This is a genomic window from Streptomyces sp. MNU76 (assembly GCF_020982545.1).
Lineage (GTDB): Bacteria > Actinomycetota > Actinomycetes > Streptomycetales > Streptomycetaceae > Streptomyces.
This window is the reverse complement of record NZ_JAJKLK010000023.1, coordinates 140,098-162,933: the sequence shown is the minus strand read 5'-3', so window position 1 is coordinate 162,933 and position 22,836 is coordinate 140,098. Positions and strand designations below refer to the sequence as shown.

Below are 22,836 nucleotides of genomic sequence, written 5' to 3'. Positions count from 1 at the left end.
GGTACCCTCGCCCCATGGCTGACGAAGCGTCGATCATCGAGCAGGTCCTCAACGAGGCCGAGCTGGAGTGGGAGAGCCCGGACCCGGGTTCCTACGTCGTGAAACTCCCCGGCACCCGCAAGCTCTCCACGACCGTCTCCCTGATCGTCGGTCGGCACTCCCTCTCCCTCAACGCCTTCGTGATCCGCCACCCCGACGAGAACGAGGCGGGCGTCCACCGCTGGCTCCTGGAGCGCAACCTCAAGCTGTACGGCGTGAGTTACGCCGTCGACCCGCTCGGCGACATCTACGTCACCGCCCGGCTGCCGCTCGCCGCCGTCACCCCCGAGGGCATCGACGGCCTCCTCGGCCAGGTCCTGGAAGCGGCCGACGGCGCCTTCAACACCCTCCTGGAGCTGGGCTTCGCCTCCGCGATCCGCAGGGAGTACGCCTGGCGCGTCTCCCGGGGCGAACCGACCCGCAATCTGGACGCGTTCAGCCATCTGACCCGGGACGTGGCGGGCGACCGTTCCGATAGCGACCAGGGGTGACCCCCACCCACCGCCTGAAGTGCCGCGTCAGGTGCGCCTGGTCGTAGAACCCGGCCATCGCCGCCGCCTCGCCCGGCCGCACACCCTCCAACAGCAGCCGCCTGGCCCGCTCGACCCGCCGGGACATTAGGTACTGGTGCGGCGCGATGCCGAAGGCTGCGCCGAACGCCCGTACGAGATGCGAGGGGTGGGCCTGGACCGTTCCCGCGGCCTCCTCCAGCGTGATCCCGTCCGTGACCCGCTCGTCGAGAAGCTCACGGAGCCGATGCGCGACGGCACGCCCGGCGGGAGCGGTCCCCGCCACACCCCCCGCCGGAGCCGCCGGCCGCAGATGCCCCCGCAACCGTTCCCCGACCAGCGCCAGCCGGCTCTCCGCCTCCAACTCGTCGCCGGGCCGCGCGAGCGCCGCGTGCAACTGCCCCACCCGCCGCCGCAGTACGGGATCTGGCAGGTCCGGCCCGTCCACCGCCGCCCCGACGAGGCTCGCGTCCAGCGCGGCCAGGGGCGCGTCCGGATCCAGGTACAGCACCCGCTTGCGGAAGCCCCGCTCCGTCACCGGCGCGCCGTTGTGCGGCACGAACGGCGGCAACAACGACACCGTGTCGTGGGGCGTCCCGTGTTCATGCCGGTCCAACTCGTAGCGCACGGCCCCGTCGTCCACGATCAACAGCGTCCACACGTCGTGCACATGCATGGGGTACGCGTACTCGGTGTAGTGCGCGTGGAAGACCTCGACGACACCGGGCACGCGCGGCCGCCAGGCGGTGACGTCACGCCGGGGGGAACCGGGCCGCTGGGTACCCATGCAAAGAACGTACAAGACGGGGCTGCCCGGCGATCGGCAGTCTCATCCCATGAACAGCGAGCCCTCCGAAGAGCGCTCCGAAGAGCCCTTCGACGAGCCCCTTGAGGCGACCTCCGTGCCCTCCGCGACCTCCGTGCCCTCTATGACTGCCATGTCCTCCGTGTCGACCGCGGCCCCCGCGAGTACGCCGCCGCCCACCACCCGTTGCGACACCAAGATCGCCGTCCTCCTCCGCGACGACCTCGCGACCTGGCAGCGCCTCAACGTCACGTCCTTCCTGGTCAGCGGCATCGGCCCGACCATCCCCGAGGTGATCGGCGAGCCGTACGAGGACGCCGACAAGGTGGCCTACCTCCCGATGTTCCGGCAGCCGGTCCTCGTCTTCGAGGCGACGAAGGAGGTCCTGAAGGCGGCGCACGCGCGCGTACTGTCCCGCGCCCTCCCCCGCGCGCTCTTCACGTCCGACCTGTTCGCCACCGGCAACGACCACGACAACCGGGCAGCCGTACGGTCCGTGGCGACGGGGGAGCTGGACCTGGTGGGGTTGGCGGTGTACGGCCCGCGCAACGGGGTGGACAAGGTGGTGAAGGGGGCGCGGATGCACCCGTGAGACCGTGCCGGAGGTCCTCAGACCGCGTCGGCGACCTCCCCCACGGCGGCTCGCCCGCCACCCGGCTTCTCACCGCCCGGCTTCTCGCCGCCCGGCTTCTGACCGCCCGGCTGCCCAGGGACCCGCTGTCCAGGGGCCGGCTGTCCAGGGACCGGCTCCCCGCCGCAGGGCTGCTGCTCCACCGGTACGGCGGCAGGCGCCGCGGCTCCGTCCTCCGATGCCGGCATCCGACGCATGAGCGCCCAGTACCCGACCCCCGCCACGGTCCCGATCACCGCGCACAGCCCCCACAGCCACTCCGCGCCCCACCGGTCGATGACGACACCGGACATGAGCGGAGCGACCAGCGCGGCGACGGACCACGACATCGTGTACATGCCCTGGTAACGGCCACGCCCCTGTGCGGGCGAGAGGCGGACGACGACCCCGGTCTGGGTCGGTGCGTTGACGATCTCGGCGAGGGTCCAGACGCACACGGTGAGGGCGAAGACCCCGATCGACCCGGCGAAGGCGGTGAGGCCGAAGCCGTACCCGGCGAGCACGGACGAGACGACGAGGAGCCGTCCCGGGTCCCGGTGCTCGATGAACCGGGTGACCGGGATCTGCAGGGCGACGATCAGCACCCCGTTGACGGCGATGGCGAGACCGTAGTCCGCCGGAGTGAAGCCCGCCTCGCCCATCGCGACCGGCAGCCCCACGGACCCCTGCTGGAAGATCAGTGCGACGAGGAAGGACAGCCCGACGACACCCATGAACCGCCCGTCGCGCACCACGGTCCCGAGCCCGACCGCGTCCGTGACGCCGGCTTTCCCCGCCGCCGTCCCGCTCTCCGGCCGCGACTCCGGCAGCTTCAGGAAGACGAGGATCGCGCAGGTCAGCGTCATCCCGGCCTCGATCAGGAACCCGGCGCGATAACTGACCTCGGCGATGAAACCGGCGGCCATGGAGGAGACGGCGAAGCCGAGGTTGATGGCCCAGTAGTTGAGGGAGAACGCGCGGACGCGGTCCTCGGGCCGGACGATGTCGGCCATCATCGCCTGGACGGCCGGGCGGGACGCGTTGCTGGCGGCGCCGACGAGGAAGGCGACGGCGGCGATCGCGACGGGGTCCTGGACGAAGCCGAGGAGTGCGACGGACAGGGCCGTCGAGACCTGTGCGACGAGCAGGGTTGGCCGCCGCCCGAGCCGGTCGGCCATGACCCCACCGCCGAGTGACGAGACGACGCCGCCGAGCCCGTGCAGCGAGGCGACGAGTCCGGCGTAGGAGGCGGAGTACCCACGGTCCAGGGTCAGGTACAGCGCCATGAAGGTCGCGACGAAGGCGCCGAGGCGGTTCACCAGGGTGCTGGTCCACAGCCACCAGAACTCGCGGGGAAGCCCCGACACCGTTTCCCGGACAGCACGTCTGGCGGCGACGAGTGGCATGCGGTTCCCCCACGGACGTAAGCGGCTAAAGCAGTGAACACAACTTACGAACGCGAACGAGAGACGAGCCACCCAATTAACAACCCCAGTCAACTGTCGGGGGCGTAAGCCGACGGGTAGGGGAACCGGACAGAGCGGAACCCGGTCCCCCCCCCCACGTGTCGGCCCTGTCCGCCTGTCGGCCACCCGTGTGGTGGTTCCCGGCCGTCGATTACGCTCGGGGCCATGGCCGACGCACCGTACAAGCTGATCCTCCTCCGCCACGGCGAGAGCGAGTGGAACGAGAAGAACCTGTTCACCGGCTGGGTGGACGTCAACCTCACTCCGAAGGGCGAGAAGGAGGCGACGCGCGGCGGTGAGCTGCTGAAGGACGCCGGCCTGCTCCCGGACGTGCTGCACACCTCCCTCCAGCGACGCGCCATCCGCACCGCGCAGCTGGCCCTCGAGTCCGCCGACCGCCACTGGATCCCGGTCCACCGCAGCTGGCGCCTGAACGAGCGCCACTACGGGGCCCTCCAGGGCAAGGACAAGGCGCAGACCCTGGCCGAGTTCGGCGAGGAGCAGTTCATGCTGTGGCGCCGCTCGTACGACACCCCGCCGCCGCCGCTCGCGGACGACTCGGAGTTCTCCCAGGCGTCGGACGCGCGCTACGCGACCATCCCGCCGGAGCTGCGCCCCCGCACGGAGTGCCTCAAGGACGTCGTCACCCGCATGCTGCCGTACTGGTACGACGGCATCGTCCCCGACCTCCTGGCCGGCCGCACGGTCCTCGTCGCCGCCCACGGCAACAGCCTCCGCGCCCTGGTCAAGCACCTCGACGGCATCTCGGACGCCGACATCGCGGGCCTCAACATCCCGACCGGCATCCCCCTCGCCTACGAACTCGACGCCGACTTCAAGCCCCTGAACCCCGGCGGCACCTACCTCGACCCGGAAGCAGCAGCGGCCGCAATCGAGGCAGTCAAGAACCAGGGCAAGAAGAAGTAACCAGAGCTGATCAAGCCCCCTACCTGCGGGTTGTCCGCTGGTAGGGGGCTCGTTGTTGTGCTGGGGCCGTCTCTGGGCCGTCGGGCTCAGATGCGGTGGAGTCTCACCCTGACCGACACGAGGAAGGCCAGTGGGAGGACAGCGACGGGTTCGGCGCCGACCCACACGGCGAGCGTTGCGCCGCCGAGGCCGATGAGGCCCAGAGGCAGTTCACGCGGGATGAGGTCGATACGCAGTCCGCGTCGTGGCACCATGGGCCTCTCCGTAGGTGGCATTGCTTCTCCTATTGTGCTGGTGAACAAATGTGCCGACGGGCGAGGGGCCGCTCATGCCCGTGAGCGGCCCTTCTCTTGTTCTCTCGACGGCTGGGTGGACTTTAGCGGCCTAATGAGTGCCGCTACAAATCCGCAGCTAAAACCGTCAGCGTGGTCGTACGTTTCTCCGTTGGAGCGATACGGGCTCGTGCGAGGAGGGAGATGAGTTGCTGAAAAACCCAGGTCTAACTGCTGGGTGGGAGTGGTCCATCAGGTCACCTAGCCGCGCACTCGCCCGCTCGTCAGGGGCTACCGGTCGGCAGGGATGAACCTGGACTTTGGCATGTCCTTGCGTGTACAGCGTTCACGTGTGGTGATTCCAAATGCTAGCTTCGGTAATTCCGCTGCGTGTACAGCATTCACGTGTGGTGATTCCAAATGCTAGCTTCGGTAATTCCGCTGCGTGTACAGCATTCACGTGTGGTGATTCCAAATGCTAGCTCCCGTATTGCGGGCTGAGGAATTGTTCACTGGCGGTTGGTCTGAGGCTCTTTCCCGGTATGCCGCATCAGGTGAATACGGCAGCTATCGCCTTGCGGGTGCGCTCCTGGCTGGACGGCATGAGGTGCGCGTACACACGCAGAGTGAGGCCGGGGTCGGAGTGCCCCAGGTACTCGGCGAGAGCCTTGATGTTCTCGCCAGCGTCCAGGAGCACCGAGGCGTAGAAGTGCCGGAGCGCGTGCATGCCGTTCTCGCGGGACTCGGCGTAGGGCTGGCCGCGCTGCCGGACCGGGATGACCCCGGCAGCGGCGAGCGCTGGTTTCCACGCTTCCTCGTTGAGCGACGTGCGCCAGACATGCCCGCCACGAGGCCCGGTGAAGATCAGCCGCTTGCTCACCGCAGGCCCGTCCGCCACCTTCCACGGCAAGGTGATCTCGACCGGCGGGAACCGCTTCATTTGCTCCCGGAGCGCATCAGCGACAGGCCCAGGAAGCGGCACATCCCGCAGCTTGCCGCCCTTGGGCGGAGCGAACACCGCCTTGCTCCGGCTCAGCTTCAGTTGCTGGACCACGTGAAGCGTGTCCGACTCGAAGTCGATCGCGTCGACGGCGACGCCAAGGATCTCCCCCTGGCGGAGCCCGCAGCCGCCACCCAGGTCGACCATGGCTTGGTACCGCTCAGGCATGGCGGCCCGCACGGCGAAGACCCGTTCCGGCGTCCAGGGAGCGACGCGCTTGACGTCCACCGTCGGCGGCCGGACCGAGCGGGCAGCACACGGATTCCGGGGGAGATGCCCGTCGTCCACGGCCGCACTCAGCGCGGCACGCACGTTGGAGTAGATCGTCCGGGCGTACGAACCCCGGACACCGTTCTCTTGCAGCTTCCCGACCCAGTCACGGATGTGAGCAGGCTGGAAGGAGCCGAGCGGACGCGAGCCCAGGTAGGGGAAGGCGTGTAGCCGAAGCTGTGACTCCATCGACGCCTGGGTGTTCGGATCCGGCGCGTGAGTCACCCACTTCTCGGCGTACTGCTCGAAGGTGATCCGAGCCGCACGCGGGTCGATGTACTGCCCGCGCGCCATGTCGGCCTCAGTGTGCGCCAGCCACTGATCAGCGAGCCGCTTCTGCCGGTCGGGGAAGCTCTTGGACTTCTCGGTACCGTCCGGCCCGATGTACCGGGCCCGGTAACGGGACCCAGTGCCGTACCGCTCCGTCTTGACCTTGCGAGCCTTCCCGTCCGGCCCGGTCTCCGTCCTGTACCAGCGGTCTTGGATGTGCCCGGCCATCAGGCAGCAGCCCCTTCCATCAGGGACTCGACCCAGGCCCGCACGTCCACGGGGTCGTAGCGCAGATGCCGGCCAACCCGGAAGCCACGCGGCCCAGTGCGCTTCCGCCGCCACTGGTAGACCGTCTCGACCGGCACGCCCAGGATCTCGGCAACGTCCAGAGGAGTCAGGTACCGCGAAGGCAGAGCGTGCGGTTCGGCTGCCGCTTCTACAACGGCGAGATGGCGCTTAGCCATGGGTCGGCTCTCCTTCTGTTCCGGGGGCGGGTTCGAGCGATGAGGCAAGCCAGGCTTCGGTGTCGGAGAGTCCGGTTCCGGCGAAGACCCAGTGCGCGAGGACGTACGTCGTGTCGGGCGCGGGTCCGTTGGCCGTTGCGGCTTGGGCGCGGCGCCATTCGGCGCGGGCGTGACGGAGGGCGCCGAGGGTGGTGGAGTAGCGGCGGGACTTGGTGGAGAAGTGGCCGCGGAAGCCGAGCATGTGGGCCCAGGCGCGCAGGCGGAGGTGTTCGAGATCCTTGCGTGCGCCGAGGAACCAGGCGGTTCGGATGAGTCGGCGGGCGTGGTCGCTGATGTCGAGCTGGGCCAGCTCGGCGGCGAACTTCAACGGCCGGTCGAGAGCTCCCGTGGCGGTCTCGGCGCCCTTGGTGGCGTACTTGGCGATGTACGCGGCGACCGCGCGTTCGGTCAGCTCCTGGCCGTCGTTGAAGTCGGCGGAGCGGATGGCGCGGACGTCGAGTTGGCGGCCGAAGGTGAAGGTGTGGGCGCGTCCGTCGATGACCGGGCCGTCGACTCGGACCTTGGCCGCCGCTGTTTCGATGGCGTCGGTGAGCAGTTCGGCGGTGGCCCAGGCCGGGGGTGGGGTGTCGCCGCCGGTGGGGCCGTCGATGCGGATGACGGCGTGGAAGTGGAAGGCGCCGCGCTTTTGGTACTCGGCGACCTTGGCGAAGGAGACGCGGGCGTGGTCGCGAAACCGGCGTTGTGACAGGCCAGCGCGCTTGGCGACCTCTCGGCGCAGGTAGGTGGAGAAGCGTCGCCAGAGCGGACCGGCGTGGGCGTTCCAGAGAACGGCCGCTTCGTAGTCGTAAGTGTCTGGGGCGAGCGCGGTGCCGAGTTGGGCGTCGTCCTGGTCGTGGCGGGTGCCGCAGCGGCAGGGCCGTCCGCTGGAGGGCCGGTTGTGGACCGGTCCGAAGCTCGGTGCGGTGAAGGTGGCGAAGACGCGGGGGTGGGTGGCGACGTGTTCGGGGGTGCCCTTGCCGCCGCGCAGGCCGGAGGTGATCAGGTGGAAGGTGTCGCGCCGGTAGACCTCGGAGCAGGCCGCGCACCGAGTCGTACGGCGGTTGTTGCAGCGGACGAGGAGTTGGCCGGCCGGGAGGTCGGTGGAGTCGAGGTGGTGGAGGACGCGGCCGATCTCGCCGGTCGTGGTGTCGACGTCGTGCGGGTCTGTGTAGCGAACGGTGGAACTCAGTCGGTTTTGTTCAGCGGCGTCCGGCGGTGAGCCGGCCGTCGAAGGTGATGTCGAAGGCTTGGAGTGCGGCCTTCCAGCGCATGGTCCAGCGTTTGCGTCCGGTGCCGGTCGGGTCCAGGCTCATGACGGCCAGGTAGACGCACTTGAGAGCGGCCTGGTCGGTTGGGAAGTGCCCTCGGGCCCGGACGGCCTTGCGGATCCGCGCGTTGATGCTCTCGATCGCGTTCGTGGTGCAGACGATCTTGCGGATCTCCACATCGAACCGGAGGAAAGGCACGAACTCCGCCCAGGCCGCCTCCCAGAGCCGGACGATCGCCGGATACTTCCCGCCCCAGGTGTCAGTGAACTCCACGAACCGCTCCAGCGCGGCCTCCTCGGTCGGCGCGGTATAGACGGGCCTGAGCGCCTTCGCGATCTTCTCCCAGTCCTGCCGGGCCGCGTAACGAAAGCTGTTCCTCAATAGGTGAACGACACAGGTCTGGACGATCGTCGCAGGCCAGACCGTATTCACGGCGTCCGGGAGGCCGGTCAGACCGTCGCAGACCAGCATCAGGACATCGGCCGCGCCGCGGTTCTTGACCTCGGTCAGGACCTGAAGCCAGTACTTTGCACCTTCACCGCCGTCGCCGATCCACAGGCCCAGGATGTCCCGGTGTCCCTCGGCGGTGACCGCCACCGCCATGTAGACGGGCCGGTTGGCGACCTGCCCGTCCCTGACCTTCACGTTCACACAGTCGATGAAGACGACCGGGTAGACGCTGTCCAGGGGACGGTTCTGCCATTCCGTCATGCCGGCCATCACGCTGTCGGTGATCGTGGAGATGGTGGACTTGGAGATCTCCGCGCCGTACACCTCGGCGAGATGCGCGGAGATCTCCCCGTGCGTGAGCCCTTTCGCCGACAGCGACAGGACCATCTCGTCCACCCCGCCCAGACGCCGCTGCCGCTTCTTGACCAGCTGCGGCTCGAACGACCCGGCCCGGTCCCGCGGCACCGCGATCTCGACCGGCCCCGACTCGGTGATCACCGTCTTGGGCCGGTGCCCGTTGCGGTAGTTCTCCCGGCCGCCCCCCGGCCCGCTCACCGAACTCGTGCCCCAGATGATCGGTGAGTTCGCCTTCCAGCGCGGACTCCAGCACCCGCTTCGTCAGCTGCTGCAGCAGGCCGCCCTCCCCGGTGAGCTTCACCCCACCGGCCCGGGCCCGGGCCACCAGCTCGGCGACCAGCCCGTCATCCACGGCGCCCGCCCCACTCACAACGGCCTCCCCGGCCCCGATATCACTCGCCACGTCAGTCATCAACTGTCGCTTCCAGCTCGGGAGTTACACCGCTCACCGTACAGACCCCTTCAGGTGCTCGATTTCGGAACACGTGGGCAGGGGCGGATCTCCGGGTTTTGCGGCGGCTGCCGTCAGGGACTGGCTTTCGGCGTCGGGTCCTCGTCCGGCTCCTCGGTCGGCTCAACCTCCGGGGGTGCGGAGGAGAGGTCATTCTGGTTCTTGACCGCTGCCGTCCACCGGTCCGACATAGTGGACTGCCCGTCGCCGTCAGCGTCTGGCGCGCCAGGGGCCGGGGCCTCGGTATCAGGGATCAACTGGTCGCCATAAACAGGAATCAGCGTGTTGAATCGCTGCTCCTCGTGGTAGTTCGTGGCGAACAGGTAACGCTTTCCCACTTGCAGTAGCTTGTCGCCCTCAGGAAGGACAACGGTTCCTTCATCGGTGGTGCCACCCTGCTGGTTGACGACGATGGTGCCGGTGACATCTCCCTTGAAGACGCGCTGCACTGCGACCGCGAACTGGGTCTCGGGACCCATGCCAAGGTCCTTCTGGCCCTTCAGAGCCGTGACCTTTCCGTAGAAGAGATCCTGGGCGCCGCCTGCAAGGTTCTCGTCTACGGAGAAATCGACGTCGTACGTCAGATGCATCTCCCCGGTCTCGGGAATGTCTGGCTCGTATTCGTTCCAGTAGACGGTGGCGCCGATGCCGCACGCACCTAGAATCACGGCTGCGGTCACGGACATGAGGATGGTCTTTTTCTTTGTCATTGATCAGTCCCAGAGGTCGTGGTATGCCTTGCGGTCAGTTGCGGTCGGCCGGGCGTTTGCGGGGATGTAGCCGATGGTCTTTGACATGAGTGTTCCGTTGACCTTGTGGTTGAAGCCGAGTGCATGGCCGAGTTCGTGCGCAGCTGCTTTCCGGCGCCAACCCTTCTTGCCGTACTTCTTTCCCGTGTCGAGAAAGTGCTTGTTCAGGTAGATTCTGTCCGCGCCCGGTAGTCCACCCCAGGCGCCAACCCATCTGACATCGCTGCGGTTCTCGTCGCGCCACTCAAGGTCGGTGATGGTGTCCCATTCATCCGGAGCGATCTTGATGGTTGTCAGGTTGTACTTCTTATTGTTCCAGGCGGTATGTGCCCATTTCCGAGCGTCATCGAATTTCGTCTCGTCCTCCCAGCGGATCTCTTTATTGTCCACTGATGAATTGCCCCGGGAGTCGGCGGTGGCGGTGGTGGCGTGACCGAGGAGTGTGAGTGTGGCGACAGTGATGCAGAGCACCACTGCATGAACAGGGGTCCTGCTTGTTCTGGCCCGACGTGCCCTGTCCAGCCTTCTTAGAATGTGGTGTCTCATGTGATTTCCCCCTTCACTTCAACTGCGTCAACAATCCCGCATTCCGAGAGTGAGTGAAGTGAATATTTGGTATTGATTCCAGTGAACCGTGTTGCGTGAAGTAGTGTGCGATCCTTGGGGAGGCGCGTAAAGTTTCAGGCTCTCCATGCGTCTGATGGTTCCGTTCTGGACGCCGACCCCTCGTGTGCGGACCGCACTCCCTGGCGATTCCTTCTTGTCGCAGTCCTTTACGTGGAATGCGCGTCCATCCGGTGATCAGCGCTCTACGCCCCCCTTGCGTGTGCAGCTGGTGGCCCCGGCCCATCCGTGGACGTTTCGCTGATCGCGGTCGCGCTGTCCTTGGCGTGCCCCTCACTGATCGTGAACGAGGGCTGCCGCAACTCTATGTCGCAGGGATGTCCCCAGCCACGGAATTCAGCTGTGGTCAGGGTCACGTCAAGCGGATCTCTTTGTCAACCTGGCACCTGCACAGGTCAGTTGTACAGGCTGCCTGTAGTCGGGTCGCCCGGGGGAATCTCACCCCCGGGCGACCCGACTACAAGGACCGCGTTCCAGCATCCGCAGGACTAATCTTCCCAAGCTGAGGGCTCAGGCACCGTCGTTACGGGACGGCCGTCGCGGCTTGCTCTGGTCGACGACAGCGGCAGCGTGGCGGAGGGCGGTGGGGGTGCAGCGAGGCATACGCGCGCCTGGTCGGCCGGCGCACCCGCCGTCGTGGCTGGCTGTCGTCGGCTGAGGTTCGTGCCACTGCCGTGTCAGATGCAGCGGTCAGTCACGGTCAACGAGGGTGTCTAGCGGTCGAGTTGCTGGGCATCTCACCAGTCATCGAAGCCCCAGGTCATCGGCACGACGCCCCAGCCTCTCTCCTAAAGCGGGTGTCGCAGGTTCGAATCCTGCCGAGGCACCAGCGCAAAGGCCCAGACCGATCATGATCCGGGGCCTTTGACATCCACTTTTGACATCAACGAGGACGGTCACTCACAACCGGCCGCCGCTTGAGCAGCCGATCCATGTGGCTGATTGCCTCGCGCTGAGTGTCCTGCACGCCGTGCGCGTCCACGTCCATGGTGATGCTGATCTGGCTGTGATGGGAGTTGGGTGAGCTGTGCGGCGACTGCCAGGCGGTAGTAGATCTACCAGGCAACGAGGCCGAAAGTCGTTGGCCAGTGCCATCGTTGGCGAGTCATGTGCACCGATGAACGCCAGCGTTCACCAGGGTGACGGGTTGCCGGCCGCCAGCCACAGAACCTGGGAGGCGTAACGTTCAGCTTCGTCTGTGTATCGCTCGCATGTGTCTTCGTCCGCAGCCACTACGTCTGGCATTCGTTCACTGATCAAGGCCAAGACGAAGGTGGTCGGGACCCAGTCTGGCAGACGGTCGATTCGAGACGACGGTCCTCTTATCACTCCTCCCCGACCATCGTCGAATGGCTCACTCCACTGCGCCACGCCAGCGAGCAACAGCGGCAACAAATCAGCATCTTGCTCAAGAGCCGACTCCAGGGTCATACGTACCCGGCTGGGGTCACTGAACTGTGCGGTCCAGTGCAGCAGATGCAGGACATATGCCTGATTTGCCTCCCAGACTTCCACATCTTGCCACTGCTCAGCCAGCAAAATCTGCCGGACTTTCTCGTGCGCTGCGTCGCGGATTTCACCACGGTCAGTTTCTCCGGCCATGATGGCCAAGTGCTTCAGAAGAAATCCCGCAACAGCCAAAGGACGGATTTCGCCAGCCCGATCGATTAGCACCCGCAGGGTAGAGTCATCAACGTTGCGCGCCACTCCCGCGGCGAGTCGCGTGGTCGTTTCCAGGCCCACAGGCAATAGCGATAGCAACTGCGGCAGATGGGCCACGTTGCCTGCCGCACACACGAGTTCTTCATAGAGGTCAGCATCGAACTGTCGGTGCGTCACTCTGCTCCACGGCTTGGCCCGGTCAAGCAGTTCGCGATGCAGCCGCGCCTCACGCGCAAGATCAGTCTCGTCGTCCTGGGATTGAAGCAATGTCAGCGATAGTGGGGGCTCAGTAACGTCGTCCCCGCGCCAGGCACCGGCAAGCATCTGCGCCGCCCGGGTCAACTCCATCGCCGCCTCTGACGGCACCTTGCCGTCAGGCTCAGGGGGGTTCTCCCAGCGACCAACTGCGTGGGTGAGCTGCCGCGCTGCCTGCTCTACCCAGTTGCACCAGGGGCCCAGCTTCGGGCTGGCAGCTTGCACAGCGTGCAGTTCGGCAACGAGTAGAACCATGTAATCCTGCAGGGCCGCCCGTGCCCCGTTCAAGGAATCCAGCAGAGCCGCCCTTATCGGGTCAGTCTCGATTCGTGGCGGCTCAACTCGCAGCCGCTCACCATTCTGGTCGAACACGGGCATCGTTCGAGTCGCCCGGTCGCGCACAGCATTCCATGCGTCCACAACTTCGGAAGCCTGCAGACGCCGCGAACGAGCCGTCTCTACCATCAGTCCTGAACAACGGACTGCACCGATCACCGCACCCGAACCAGCATGCGTGATCCCGGCCTGGCGAGGGTCGAAAGATACCGCCGAGATCTCCTCTGCCTGTGCGTCGTTCACCGGCCACGAGCGATTCAGGTTTCGGTACTCCTGCAACTGCTCACTCTTCCACTCTCGAAGCAGATCTGCCGGATAGTGTTCTGGAGTATCGTCAATCTCGGCGGCGTGATCATTGCAGAGTGGAAGCAGATTCGATGCACGCTGATTCTCCGACGCGGACATTTCTGGGGCCCATCGCGGACCGCCCTCGCTGCGGGCATGAATGTGGGCGACGCTGCTGTTGAGGAGCCACTCTCCAGTGTCGTCATTCATCCGATAGAGCGGTCTCAGACAGCCGGGCTTCGCGCACCGGAACGCTGTCCCGTACAGCTGCTTCACCGTCGTCGGGGTTGGCTTCGGATGAACGAGCGGCTTCCGCCGCGGCTGCTGCTCTGCCACCGGGCCATTCTGCGCCCTCGCGCTGACAACGACAACGTCCGCAGCTGGAGCCCATACTCGCTCGCCGGGCCGATCGTGGCACCGATCTCTTCCATCACCTCACGGCGTAGAGCCGCTTCGAGATAGGCATCCTCAGCTTCGACGCCCCCACCGACGGTCGTGTAGGAGGTGCCGCCCGGCCATCCTCAGCGCAGGAACACCAGCTGACCGCCATCGAGCAGAACCGCACGTACGTTGTGACGGACCTTCATATGCCCGACGGTAGTGCGCTCACCTCGGCGAGAAGGCCTGAACCGAGCGGGCCGGACTATGGATGGGCCCGGTGCGCACCACTAGCGCACCAGAACGAGCGGGGAACAACGGGGAACCACGGTGAAAGCAGCCGCGCCCCGCCAAGGCCGCTCCCCCACCCTTCGTCCAGCTCAGCGCCCGGAACGGCCACCAAATGCCCGCAGCTTCCCAAGCTGATGTCACGCAGCTACGCAGGCGAGGGACGCTGTCAGCGGCGACCAGTAGCCTGCGACGATCAGCCGTCGCGCGCCTGGAGATGCCGTGGAAGCTACCGCTCTCGTCAGTCCCCATCAGTTGTGGTCGGCGCAGGAGGTCTTGGTACGTCCGAGTCCTGTACCGGCGGCAGCAGGGGTCTACGGGTGGCACTTCGAGCAGCCGCCCCACCCCGACCTGGACGCTGCCCGCCTGCTGTACGTCGGTATAGCCCCGCGGTTCATGGCGAACCGGACCAGCACGCAGAACCTGCGCAAGCGGGTGCGCTACCACTACCGGGGCAACGCGGCCGGCTCGACACTGCGGCTCACCCTCGGATGCCTGCTCGGCCTTGAGCTGCGCCGCGTGGGCAGCGGCAAGCGGATGACCTTCGGCAAGGCCGGCGAAGCCACCCTGAGCCAGTGGATGGCGGACAACGCGCGGGTGTGCTGGATCGAGCAGAGCGAACCGTGGGACCTGGAGTCACAGCTCATCTCCCAGCTCGACCTCCCACTGAACCTCGACCAGAACCGCCACAACGCGTTCCACAGTCGCCTGAAGGAGATACGAGCCCAAGCACGCCAGCGAGCACGAGAGTTGCCCATCAGCTCGTAGGCCGCCGAACGGGCCGTTGCCTGGGCCGTCCCTGGGCCGTCCGAGGACGCTCAACAGTGGCCAACAACGACCAACGACCACCACCAGGCGCACGAGCCCACCGCCCCTGACCAGCAAAAACCCAGCTCACCAAGATCCCCGGCAAGACCCAGGGCAAGAAGAAGTAAGCAGAGCAGAGAAGTAACCCGAGTAGTGCAGGCCCCCTACCTGCGGCTTCTTCGCAGGTGGGGGCATTTGTCGTCGTGGAGCGTGTCGGGTTATGCCGCTCCCTCGATGGTCGGTGCGACGAAGCGGCGGTGGAGGGGGCTGAAGGTGGTGTGGGGGGTGCCCTGGAGGCCCGCTTTTTCGAGTACGGGGGCCAGACGCTCGGCGAAGAACGCTTCGAACGCCTGCTGGGACTCCCACACGTCGACGACATGCATCCCCTGGTCGTCGAACCAGGCCACGTGGATCTGGCCCCCGGCCGCCGGTACCCCCTCCCAGTCGACCGCGTCCCGCACGGTGTCGTACTGCTCCGGGGTCACCTCTGGCCAGTGCATCGACATCACTACGGACATGTGCAGTACCCCCTTGTTCCCGCCGGTCCCGGCCGGTTCCGGCATGGGGATGGTTCCACCCGGCTAGTGTCGTCGGACAGAGCGCGCGGAGGCGAACGCCGCTGACCCAGCGCTTGCGCGCGCTCGTTGCGCCGGCTCGTCCGCGCCGTACCGCCTAGATCATCAGGGGAACCGGATGGATCTCGTCCGCCTTGTGGCCCGCGCGTTCGTGGATGCGCTGGACCGCGTCGGCGGAGGGGGCCTCCGAGAGGCAGTACACGGTGCCCGACGTGGGGTCGGCCCAGGCGCGTTCGAAGTGGACGTTCTCGTCCTTCTCGATGTCGAGGTCGGCGTTGTGCGCCGCACGCAGCTGGTCCTCCGTGATGCCCTTCATGTTGTGGTGGACGTCCATGAACTTGGTCATCACCCGCACCTCCTCAGTGCCTGGTGCCTGCCTGTGCCTTGTGCTCCCTCCCCTCCTCATGCTGCGCCCTTACGGCCGTACGGGCGACTCCGCAGCCGCAGCCGAAATGTCGATGTCGATGTCGATGTCGACATCGGCGCCGGCGCCGGACATGAGTGAAGGGGCCCGTTGTCAGAGACAGGCCCCTTCACTCGCCCACCGCGCAGACGCGCCCGCGGCTGGTCGGCGTCAGCCGCACTGGCACGGATTGCCGGACTGGCACCCGCACCCGCATCCGGACCCGCATCCGCAGGCACCGAAGAGAGGCAGGATCTTGCGGTCGACGGGCTGATGGGTGTCCCGGACCTGTGTCGGGTCCGGCGTGCTGGGGCTGGCGGGGGATTCGGCCATGGTCCCTCCTCGAAGGGATGGAAGGCGAAGCACGGAAGGCGAGGCACGGAAGACAAGGAAGCGCAGGGAACGGGCTCTTTCTTGCCTGCCCCTTGCCTGCCCTATTCCAAGCCCGTTCAGCCGGGCGCATCAACGGCGCACAGAGGCGTCCACACGCCCTGCCCCATGTTCGAGCGCCGGAGCCCCGCTACCGCGGCGCGCCGGATACCGCGGCCCCGGCGCACCCGCTGCTCTCGGCGGCCTCCCCACGGCCACCACCGCCGCTCCGCAGCTCCGCCGCCCCTTACGCCCCTCCACCCCCGCGACCGGCTGCACCGGCTGGATGTCCGCCTGGAGTTCGTCCGCGTGTTCGCCCGTCACCAGGTACACCACCCGCTTCGCGACCGACACCGCGTGGTCGGCGAAGCGCTCGTAGTAGCGGCCGAGGAGGGTGACGTCGACGGCGGTCTCGATGCCGTGCTTCCAGCGGTCGTCCATGAGGTGCTGGAAGAGGGTGCGGTGGAGCAGGTCCATCGCGTCGTCGTCGCTCTCCAGCTGGAGCGCCAGGTCGACGTCCTTGGTGATGATGACCTCGGCTGCCTTCGCCATCAGCCGCTGCGCGAGCTGGCCCATCTCCAGGATCGTGGCGTGCAGGTCGCGCGGGACCGCGCGCTCGGGGAAGCGCAGCCGGGTCAGCTTGGCCACGTGCTGGGCGAGGTCGCCCGAGCGCTCCAGGTCGGCCGACATCCGCAGCGACGTCACGACGATACGAAGATCTGTCGCCACCGGCTGCTGCCGGGCCAGCAGGGCTATCGCGCGGGCCTCCAGGTCGTGCTGGAGGTCGTCGACCTTCTTGTCGGCCTCGATCACGCTCTCGGCCAGCTTCAGGTCGGCGTCGAGCATCGCCGTCGTGGCGCGACCGATCGCCGACCCCACCAGTCGGGCCATCTCGACCAGGCCCTCACCGATCGAGTCAAGTTCCTCGTGGTACGCGTCCCGCATCAGGGTGTCCCTCTCTTACGTACGTCTGCTCGTGGGTAACCAGGAAAGCCGTTCCGGAAGCCGACCCGCCAGGCCGGGCCGGTACGGTCGTACCCCGACCACCGCGTGGAACGGCGACGGCGAACGGTGACCGGGAGTCCCGGACGATTCCCACGCTCCCACGTTCCGGCCCTTACGCGTCCGTTTCCGCCACCCCAAATGAACCAATACTGGCTCCAAGGTGAACTCTGGGCGACGAGTGTTCGAGGTCGCCCTCCGATCGCTGTGGGGATGTCCGACCTCGTGCCTAACCTGGATGCATGGACGTGAACGCGGCGGTCGCCGCAGCGGCAGCGATCGCCGGAGTGCTCACCGGCGTCATCGCCATGCTGGCGTTCCGCTTCAGCGAGCGCGAGCAGAAGCGTCCGACCCGAACCTCCCTGCACACCGACCTGGTGCTGCCGCCCGGCGTCGACACCGTGCTGTCCGTGCTCCGCTCCTCCGCCGTCGTGCTCGACGAGTCGGACGCCGTCGTCAAGGCCAGCTCCGCCGCTTACGCCCTCGGGCTGGTGCGGGGCGGCAAGCTCTCCATCGAGCCGATGCTCAAGATGGCCCGCGACACCCGCCGTGACGGCGAGATACGGCAGGTCGAGCTGGACCTGCCCCGGCGCGGCACGGGTCGCGGCGAGGCCCTCGCCGTCTCCGCGCGCGTCGCGCCGCTCGGCTCCCGGCTCGTACTGCTCCTGGTCGAGGACCTCACCGAGGCCCGCCGGATAGAGGCCGTGCGGCGGGACTTCGTCGCGAACGTCAGCCATGAGCTGAAGACGCCCGTCGGCGCGCTCTCCCTCCTCTCCGAGGCCGTCATGGGGGCCTCGGACGACCCCGAGGCGGTGGAACGCTTCGCCGGGCGTATGCAGATCGAGGCCACCCGGCTCACCAACCTCGTGCAGGAGCTGATCGACCTCTCCCGGGTGCAGAACGACGACCCGCTGGAGGACGCCGAGCCCGTTCGGGTGGACGAGCTGGTCGCCGAGGCCGTCGACCGCTGCCGCCACCAGGCCGGCACCAAGCAGATCACCATGGCCTCGAATACAGGGGCGCCCGAAGGGCTCGAACAGGGTGGCGGCGGGCGACGGGCGGGCGGCACGGCCGAGCTGCGCGTCTGGGGCAACCGCGGTCAGCTGGCCGCCGCGCTCGGCAACCTCGTGGAGAACGCTGTCAACTACTCCCCGGCCCGCACCCGCGTCGGCATAGCCGCACGCCGGGTGACCGCCCCCGGTGGGGACCACATCGAGATCGCCGTGACCGACCAGGGCATCGGCATCTCGGACAAGGACAAGGAGCGCATCTTCGAGCGCTTCTACCGCGTGGACCCGGCCCGCTCCCGCCAGACCGGCGGTACGGGCCTCGGTCTCGCGATCGTCAAGCACGTGGCCGCCTCGCACGGCGGGGAGGTCACGGTGTGGAGCTCGGAGGGACAGGGCTCCACGTTCACGCTCAGGCTGCCGGAGGCGGGCAAGTCCCGTGACCGCGCCGCCCAGTACCCGGACCTCGACGACGAGGACGGACAGCCTCACACCGACAGATCCCCGTACGAACCGTACGGACCGCTTCCCGCCCCGGAGGTCCTTCCGTGACCCGAGTGCTCGTCGTCGAGGACGAGGAGTCCTTCTCCGACGCCCTGTCCTACATGCTCCGCAAAGAGGGCTTCGAGGTCGCCATCGCGACCACCGGGCCCGACGGCCTCGACGAGTTCGAGCGCAATGGAGCCGACCTCGTCCTGCTCGACCTGATGCTGCCCGGGCTGCCGGGTACCGAGGTCTGCCGTCAGCTGCGCGGCCGTTCAAATGTCCCGGTGATCATGGTGACCGCCAAGGACAGCGAGATCGACAAGGTCGTGGGCCTGGAAATAGGAGCCGATGACTATGTCACCAAGCCCTTCTCCTCCCGCGAGCTCGTCGCCCGCATCCGGGCCGTACTGCGCCGCCGCGGCGAGCCCGAGGAGGTCACCCCGGCCGCGCTGGAGGCCGGTCCCGTCCGGATGGACGTCGACCGTCACGTGGTCACTGTCTCGGGCTCCAAGGTCGACCTCCCCCTCAAGGAGTTCGACCTGCTCGAAATGCTGCTGCGGAACGCCGGCCGCGTCCTGACCCGAATGCAGCTCATCGACCGCGTCTGGGGCGCCGACTACGTGGGCGACACCAAGACCCTCGACGTCCACGTCAAGCGCCTGCGCGCCAAGATCGAGCCGGACCCCGGCGCGCCGCGATACCTGGTGACGGTGCGCGGACTGGGGTACAAGTTCGAGCCGTAGGCCGAGGGACGCACACGGGACCCCACGGCCCCGGGCCCCACGGACACCGAACGGACACGCATACGCCGAAGGGCGGCACCCCTGGAGGGGTGCCGCCCTTCGGCGTATGTACTCGGGGTGACCCCTGGCGGCCTCAGCGGCCCGTGGTCTCCTCGGCGGCCGAGGTGGACGGCGAGGCCGTCGAACCGGCGGCGGTGCCCTCCTCGGCGGCCGTGCCGTCCGGGGACGGCGAGCCCGTGCCGTCAGGAGACGGGGAGCCGGTGGTCTCCTCCGACGGGGAGGCGCTGGCGGCGGGAGCCTCGGGGATGTCCGTCGGGCCCCACTTCTCGAAGTAGTGCTCGGCGGGGACCACGAAGGCGCGCAGGGCGACCTGGCCGGTCTCGCTGAACTCGAAGGTGACCTTCTGGGCGTTGCCGTCCTTGACCGCGTCGGTGACGTCCGACAGGACGGCGGAGGCGTTGCCCTCGCCGCCCAGGATCACGGAGCCGCCGGCCGGGACGACGACCTTGCCGCCCTTGCCCTTGCCCTTCGCCGGGGTGAGCTCGACGGTGCCGGCGCCCTCGACGGTGACGGAGTCCAGCGTCTGGTCGGTCGAGGCGGCGTTGAAGAGCGTCGCGGAGACGACGGCGGGGCCCTCGGTCTCGGTGCCGGGCTGGGTGACCACGATGGCGTTCTGGATCTTGATGTCGCCGACGCTGGTGGCGGCGTTGTCCGGCTTGATCTCCAGCGTCTGGGCGTTGCTGCCGGCGGCGCACGCGGCGAGTGAGGCGATCGAGAACGCGATGGCGGCGGCGGCGAGGGCGCCGCGTCGAAGGCTGCTGCTCACGGCGGCGGCAACTCCTAGAACGTGGGCGGTACGTGGTCTGTAGCGGCCTTAGGTTACCGAGCCGTCCCGTCGCCGCCGCACCCGACCCTCCCCAAGTCCCCGACATGTCACCGGAAGCAATTGACGGACACGTCACGGCCGTCCCGGTCGGCATTCGCAAAACCACCCTCGATCTCGTCGGCGCCGCGTCCTGGAAATCCGCCCAGGAATGTGTGCCGCCACGAAAAATCGATCAACTGCCAGAACACCGCCAGAACACCGCCGGAACGCGCAAGAACACGATCCGGTAACGGCGGAAGAGGGCCCGTGGATCGAACTCCTTGATCAATTCCGGAATCGTCTTGTACCCGACTCCACACACCGAACGGAGTAGCGGAAGTCGCACATCTGGAGCCGGACAAAGCGGGACGTTAGGATGCCCCCGGCGTCCTCCGGATGCGTGTAACGTACGCGTTTCACTCCGCCCGGAGAGCCGCTCCCACCTGCGAATACCCTCTCCCGTTCGGGTCCCGAAGCACGTTCCTGTTGCAGTTGTCAAGCCCCGAGATATGCCCTGACCTGCGAAAACGCCATTCAGAACCCGCCGTATCCGTGTTACCCTGGATAGCCACGGAAGGGGTACCTGTCACATGACGTTCAAGGTTGGCGACACCGTGGTCTATCCCCATCACGGGGCCGCGCTGATCGAGGCCATCGAAACTCGCCAGATCAAAGGCGTGGACAAGACCTACTTGGTGCTCAAGGTCGCTCAGGGCGACCTGACGGTGCGTGTGCCAGCGGACAATGCGGAGTTCGTCGGCGTACGTGATGTGGTCGGTCAGGACGGCCTGGACCGGGTCTTCGAGGTGCTGCGCGCACCGTATGCCGAGGAGCCCACGAACTGGTCGCGTCGCTACAAGGCAAACCTGGAGAAGCTCGCCTCCGGCGATGTCATCAAGGTCGCGGAAGTCGTGCGTGACCTGTGGCGTCGTGAGCGCGAGCGCGGACTGTCCGCCGGTGAGAAGCGCATGCTCGCCAAGGCCCGCCAGATCCTGGTGAGCGAGCTCGCCCTCGCGGAGAACACCAACGAGGACAAGGCCGAGGCTCTGCTCGACGAGGTTCTCGCGTCCTGAACTGACTGCGTTACCGAACTGACCTGAGGCAGGCAGCCAGCCCGCTCAGTGGTTCAGTGCAGCAGCACATCGAAATGCCGCGGTGCCCGATGACGTAGGTGATGTCGCCGGGCGCTGCGGCATGTTCGTACCCGGATGTCGTACGCCTGAAGAGGTCCCTGATACTTGGCGATACCTGGCGTGCCCCGGTGCTCATGAGTACGCCGTACTCGTACTTGGCGTGCCGGGCCCGGGCAGCTGGCTCGACCAGATGTCACGGAAGGGTCCGGTCAAGGTGTCGCGCCCGGCACGCTGTGGCCATACCCACGTAGGCCGAGCACACAAACCTGACAGGAACCGATGTCTGACGATTCGCGCCCTTCGCCTTCCGGAACCGGTACCGCAGCCCGTGCGGCAACCCGTACGGCGGCTGTGATCCCGGCCGCCGGCCGGGGCGTACGCCTCGGCCCGGGCGCCCCCAAAGCGCTGCGTGCGCTGAACGGCACCCCGATGCTGATCCACGCGGTGCGGGCCATGGCCGCGTCCCGTGCCGTCTCCCTGGTCATCGTGGTGGCGCCGCCCGACGGCGCCCCCGAGGTCAAGACCCTCCTCGACGCGCACGCGCTGCCCGAGCGGACGGACTTCCTCGTCGTGCCCGGGGGTGAGTCGCGCCAGGAGTCGGTGAAGCTCGGCCTGGACGCGCTGCCGCCCGGCTACGACACCGTCCTCGTCCACGACGCGGCCCGTCCGCTGGTGCCCGTCGACACGGTCGACGCGGTCATCGAGGCCGTACGGGACGGGGCGCCGGCCGTCGTTCCCGCGCTGCCGCTCGCGGACACGGTCAAGGAGGTCGAGCCGGCGGACGCGCCGGGGGCGCCGGAGCCGGTCGTCGCCACGCCCGAGCGGGCGCGGCTGCGCGCCGTGCAGACGCCGCAGGGATTCCACCGGGAGACCCTCGTGCGGGCGCACGAGACGGTCACCGGGGAGGTCACCGACGACGCGAGCATGGTGGAGCGGCTCGGGCTCGGCGTCGTGGTCGTGCCGGGGCACGAGGAGGCGTTCAAGGTGACCAGGCCGCTGGACCTGGTGCTCGCGGAGGCGGTTCTGGCGCGCAGGAGGCTCGACGGTGGGTTCTGAGGGTTCGACGGGGGCTACGGGTTCGTCGGTGGCTGCTGAGGATTCCGGGGCGACGCCGGTGTCGTTGCCGGGTTCCGTGGTGTTGCCGCAGGTCGGGATCGGTACTGACATCCACGCCTTCGAGGAGGGGCGGGAGCTGTGGTGCGCCGGGCTGAAGTGGGAGGGGAGGGCCGGGGCTGGCCGGGCACTCCGACGCGGACGTCGTGGCGCACGCGGCGTGCAACGCGTTGTTCTCCGCGGCCGGGATGGGGATCTGGGGCAGCATTTCGGGACCGGGCGGCCGGAGTGGTCCGGGGCGTCCGGGGTGACGTTGCTGGCGGAGGCGGCGCGGATCGTGCGGGCCGGGGGTTCGTCATCGGGAACGTGGCGGTGCAGGTGGTGGGGGCCCGGCCGAAGATCGGGAAGCGGCGGGACGAGGCGCAGCGGGTGCTGTCGGAGGTTGTGGGGGCGCCGGTGTCGGTGTCGGGGGCGACGACGGACGGGCTGGGGTTTCCCGGGCGGGGTGAGGGGTTGATGGCGGTGGCCACGGCGTTGGTCGTGCGGGTGGGGTGAACCCGGGTTTCTCGCCCCTGCCGCCCCTACCCGTCCCTTCCCCAGGGGCTGCGCCCTTCGACCC

Annotated in this window: 21 protein-coding genes, 1 tRNA gene and 5 pseudogenes; 11 read left to right on the top strand and 16 right to left on the bottom strand. The window is 67.7% G+C overall.

Annotation, left to right across the window (positions count from 1 at the left end; all coding sequences use genetic code 11):
* The first annotated feature begins 14 nt into the window (after positions 1-14).
* Positions 15-530 (top strand): YbjN domain-containing protein, encoded by a 516-nt coding sequence (locus E4N62_RS38165; protein ID WP_215456404.1) that lies wholly within the window; start codon positions 15-17, stop codon positions 528-530.
* Here E4N62_RS38165 and E4N62_RS38160 read toward each other — a convergent pair.
* The gene (locus E4N62_RS38160) at positions 475-1,335 is read right to left on the bottom strand and encodes an AraC family transcriptional regulator (protein WP_230221992.1); all 861 of its coding nucleotides are present in this window, start codon (positions 1,333-1,335) and stop codon (positions 475-477) included. The two genes, E4N62_RS38165 and E4N62_RS38160, sit on opposite strands and share 56 nt — an antisense overlap.
* 151 nt (positions 1,336-1,486) lie before the next feature.
* Here E4N62_RS38160 and E4N62_RS38155 point away from each other — a divergent pair, with 151 nt between their 5' ends.
* Positions 1,487-1,945, top strand: a complete 459-nt coding sequence (locus E4N62_RS38155; protein WP_230222093.1) for a DUF2000 domain-containing protein — start codon at positions 1,487-1,489, stop codon at positions 1,943-1,945.
* A gap of 17 nt (positions 1,946-1,962) precedes the next feature.
* On the opposite strand, the gene E4N62_RS38150 is transcribed toward E4N62_RS38155, so the two are convergent.
* On the bottom strand, positions 1,963-3,369 hold the full coding sequence (locus tag E4N62_RS38150) for an MFS transporter (protein WP_230221989.1): 1,407 nt from the start codon (positions 3,367-3,369) through the stop codon (positions 1,963-1,965).
* A 225-nt stretch (positions 3,370-3,594) separates the two neighbouring features.
* Here E4N62_RS38150 and E4N62_RS38145 point away from each other — a divergent pair, with 225 nt between their 5' ends.
* Positions 3,595-4,356, top strand: a complete 762-nt coding sequence (locus E4N62_RS38145) for a phosphoglyceromutase (RefSeq protein ID WP_184892423.1) — start codon at positions 3,595-3,597, stop codon at positions 4,354-4,356.
* 86 nt (positions 4,357-4,442) lie between these two features.
* On the opposite strand, the gene E4N62_RS38140 is transcribed toward E4N62_RS38145, so the two are convergent.
* From E4N62_RS38140 to E4N62_RS38110, 7 genes and pseudogenes are all read right to left on the bottom strand, one after another.
* Positions 4,443-4,610, bottom strand: a complete 168-nt coding sequence (locus tag E4N62_RS38140; RefSeq protein WP_230221987.1) for a hypothetical protein — start codon at positions 4,608-4,610, stop codon at positions 4,443-4,445.
* Between the two features lie 568 nt (positions 4,611-5,178).
* Positions 5,179-6,396: a site-specific integrase gene (locus E4N62_RS38135; protein WP_230221985.1), complete on the bottom strand. Its 1,218-nt coding sequence runs from the start codon at positions 6,394-6,396 to the stop codon at positions 5,179-5,181.
* A complete protein-coding gene (locus E4N62_RS38130; protein WP_230221983.1) occupies positions 6,396-6,632 on the bottom strand; it encodes an AlpA family transcriptional regulator in 237 nt (78 codons plus the stop codon). Before E4N62_RS38130 ends, E4N62_RS38135 begins: the two co-directional genes overlap by 1 nt.
* The gene (locus tag E4N62_RS38125; protein ID WP_230222092.1) at positions 6,625-7,860 is read right to left on the bottom strand and encodes a replication initiator; all 1,236 of its coding nucleotides are present in this window, start codon (positions 7,858-7,860) and stop codon (positions 6,625-6,627) included. Before E4N62_RS38125 ends, E4N62_RS38130 begins: the two co-directional genes overlap by 8 nt.
* Positions 7,861-7,870: 10 nt before the next feature.
* Positions 7,871-9,161, bottom strand: a pseudogene (locus E4N62_RS38120) (IS256 family transposase).
* 110 nt (positions 9,162-9,271) lie between these two features.
* Positions 9,272-9,877 (bottom strand): hypothetical protein, encoded by a 606-nt coding sequence (locus E4N62_RS38115; protein ID WP_230221981.1) that lies wholly within the window; start codon positions 9,875-9,877, stop codon positions 9,272-9,274.
* Between the two features lie 33 nt (positions 9,878-9,910).
* A complete protein-coding gene (locus E4N62_RS38110; RefSeq protein ID WP_230221979.1) occupies positions 9,911-10,420 on the bottom strand; it encodes a matrixin family metalloprotease in 510 nt (169 codons plus the stop codon).
* Positions 10,421-11,278: 858 nt separating this feature from the next.
* On the opposite strand from E4N62_RS38110, the gene E4N62_RS38105 reads away from it, so the two are divergent.
* A tRNA-Arg gene (locus tag E4N62_RS38105) sits at positions 11,279-11,399 on the top strand.
* Between the two features lie 54 nt (positions 11,400-11,453).
* Here the strand turns inward: E4N62_RS38105 and E4N62_RS48290 are convergent.
* The 3 genes and pseudogenes from E4N62_RS48290 to E4N62_RS38095 all read right to left on the bottom strand — a co-directional run.
* Positions 11,454-11,579 (bottom strand): annotated as a pseudogene (locus E4N62_RS48290) (oxidoreductase); the annotation flags it as partial.
* 122 nt (positions 11,580-11,701) lie between these two features.
* Positions 11,702-13,444 carry a hypothetical protein gene (locus E4N62_RS38100; protein WP_230221976.1) on the bottom strand — a complete coding sequence of 581 codons (1,743 nt, stop codon included), beginning with the start codon at positions 13,442-13,444 and terminating at the stop codon, positions 11,702-11,704.
* Positions 13,381-13,599, bottom strand: a pseudogene (locus tag E4N62_RS38095) (NUDIX domain-containing protein); the annotation flags it as partial. The gene E4N62_RS38100 and the pseudogene E4N62_RS38095, both read right to left, overlap by 64 nt.
* A gap of 397 nt (positions 13,600-13,996) precedes the next feature.
* On the opposite strand from E4N62_RS38095, the gene E4N62_RS38090 reads away from it, so the two are divergent.
* Positions 13,997-14,542, top strand: a complete 546-nt coding sequence (locus E4N62_RS38090; protein WP_230221974.1) for a GIY-YIG nuclease family protein — start codon at positions 13,997-13,999, stop codon at positions 14,540-14,542.
* A gap of 257 nt (positions 14,543-14,799) precedes the next feature.
* On the opposite strand, the gene E4N62_RS38085 is transcribed toward E4N62_RS38090, so the two are convergent.
* The 3 genes and pseudogenes from E4N62_RS38085 to phoU all read right to left on the bottom strand — a co-directional run.
* A complete protein-coding gene (locus E4N62_RS38085) occupies positions 14,800-15,099 on the bottom strand; it encodes a TPMT family class I SAM-dependent methyltransferase (RefSeq protein WP_230221972.1) in 300 nt (99 codons plus the stop codon).
* A 154-nt stretch (positions 15,100-15,253) separates the two neighbouring features.
* Positions 15,254-15,502, bottom strand: coding sequence for an SCO4226 family nickel-binding protein (locus E4N62_RS38080; RefSeq protein ID WP_230221970.1), 249 nt, complete (start codon positions 15,500-15,502; stop codon positions 15,254-15,256).
* Positions 15,503-16,189: 687 nt separating this feature from the next.
* A pseudogene (gene phoU / locus E4N62_RS38075) lies at positions 16,190-16,873 on the bottom strand (phosphate signaling complex protein PhoU); the annotation flags it as partial.
* A 299-nt stretch (positions 16,874-17,172) separates the two neighbouring features.
* Between phoU and E4N62_RS38070 the strand changes: the two are divergent.
* Entirely contained in the window at positions 17,173-18,489 is a 1,317-nt protein-coding gene (locus E4N62_RS38070) for a cell wall metabolism sensor histidine kinase WalK (RefSeq protein WP_230221967.1), read from the top strand.
* Positions 18,486-19,166, top strand: a complete 681-nt coding sequence (locus tag E4N62_RS38065; RefSeq protein ID WP_009340348.1) for a response regulator transcription factor — start codon at positions 18,486-18,488, stop codon at positions 19,164-19,166. Before E4N62_RS38070 ends, E4N62_RS38065 begins: the two co-directional genes overlap by 4 nt.
* Before the next feature lie 133 nt (positions 19,167-19,299).
* On the opposite strand, the gene E4N62_RS38060 is transcribed toward E4N62_RS38065, so the two are convergent.
* Positions 19,300-19,992, bottom strand: a complete 693-nt coding sequence (locus E4N62_RS38060; protein ID WP_230221965.1) for a copper chaperone PCu(A)C — start codon at positions 19,990-19,992, stop codon at positions 19,300-19,302.
* Between the two features lie 104 nt (positions 19,993-20,096).
* On the opposite strand from E4N62_RS38060, the gene E4N62_RS38055 reads away from it, so the two are divergent.
* From E4N62_RS38055 to ispF, 4 genes and pseudogenes are all read left to right on the top strand, one after another.
* Positions 20,097-20,282: a hypothetical protein gene (locus tag E4N62_RS38055; RefSeq protein WP_230221963.1), complete on the top strand. Its 186-nt coding sequence runs from the start codon at positions 20,097-20,099 to the stop codon at positions 20,280-20,282.
* Positions 20,283-20,621: 339 nt separating this feature from the next.
* Positions 20,622-21,104 (top strand): CarD family transcriptional regulator, encoded by a 483-nt coding sequence (locus tag E4N62_RS38050; protein WP_003953493.1) that lies wholly within the window; start codon positions 20,622-20,624, stop codon positions 21,102-21,104.
* Between the two features lie 339 nt (positions 21,105-21,443).
* Positions 21,444-22,220, top strand: coding sequence for a 2-C-methyl-D-erythritol 4-phosphate cytidylyltransferase (gene ispD / locus E4N62_RS38045; protein WP_184892435.1), 777 nt, complete (start codon positions 21,444-21,446; stop codon positions 22,218-22,220).
* 58 nt (positions 22,221-22,278) lie between these two features.
* Positions 22,279-22,772: pseudogene (ispF, locus tag E4N62_RS38040) on the top strand (2-C-methyl-D-erythritol 2,4-cyclodiphosphate synthase).
* Positions 22,773-22,836: the final 64 nt, after the last annotated feature.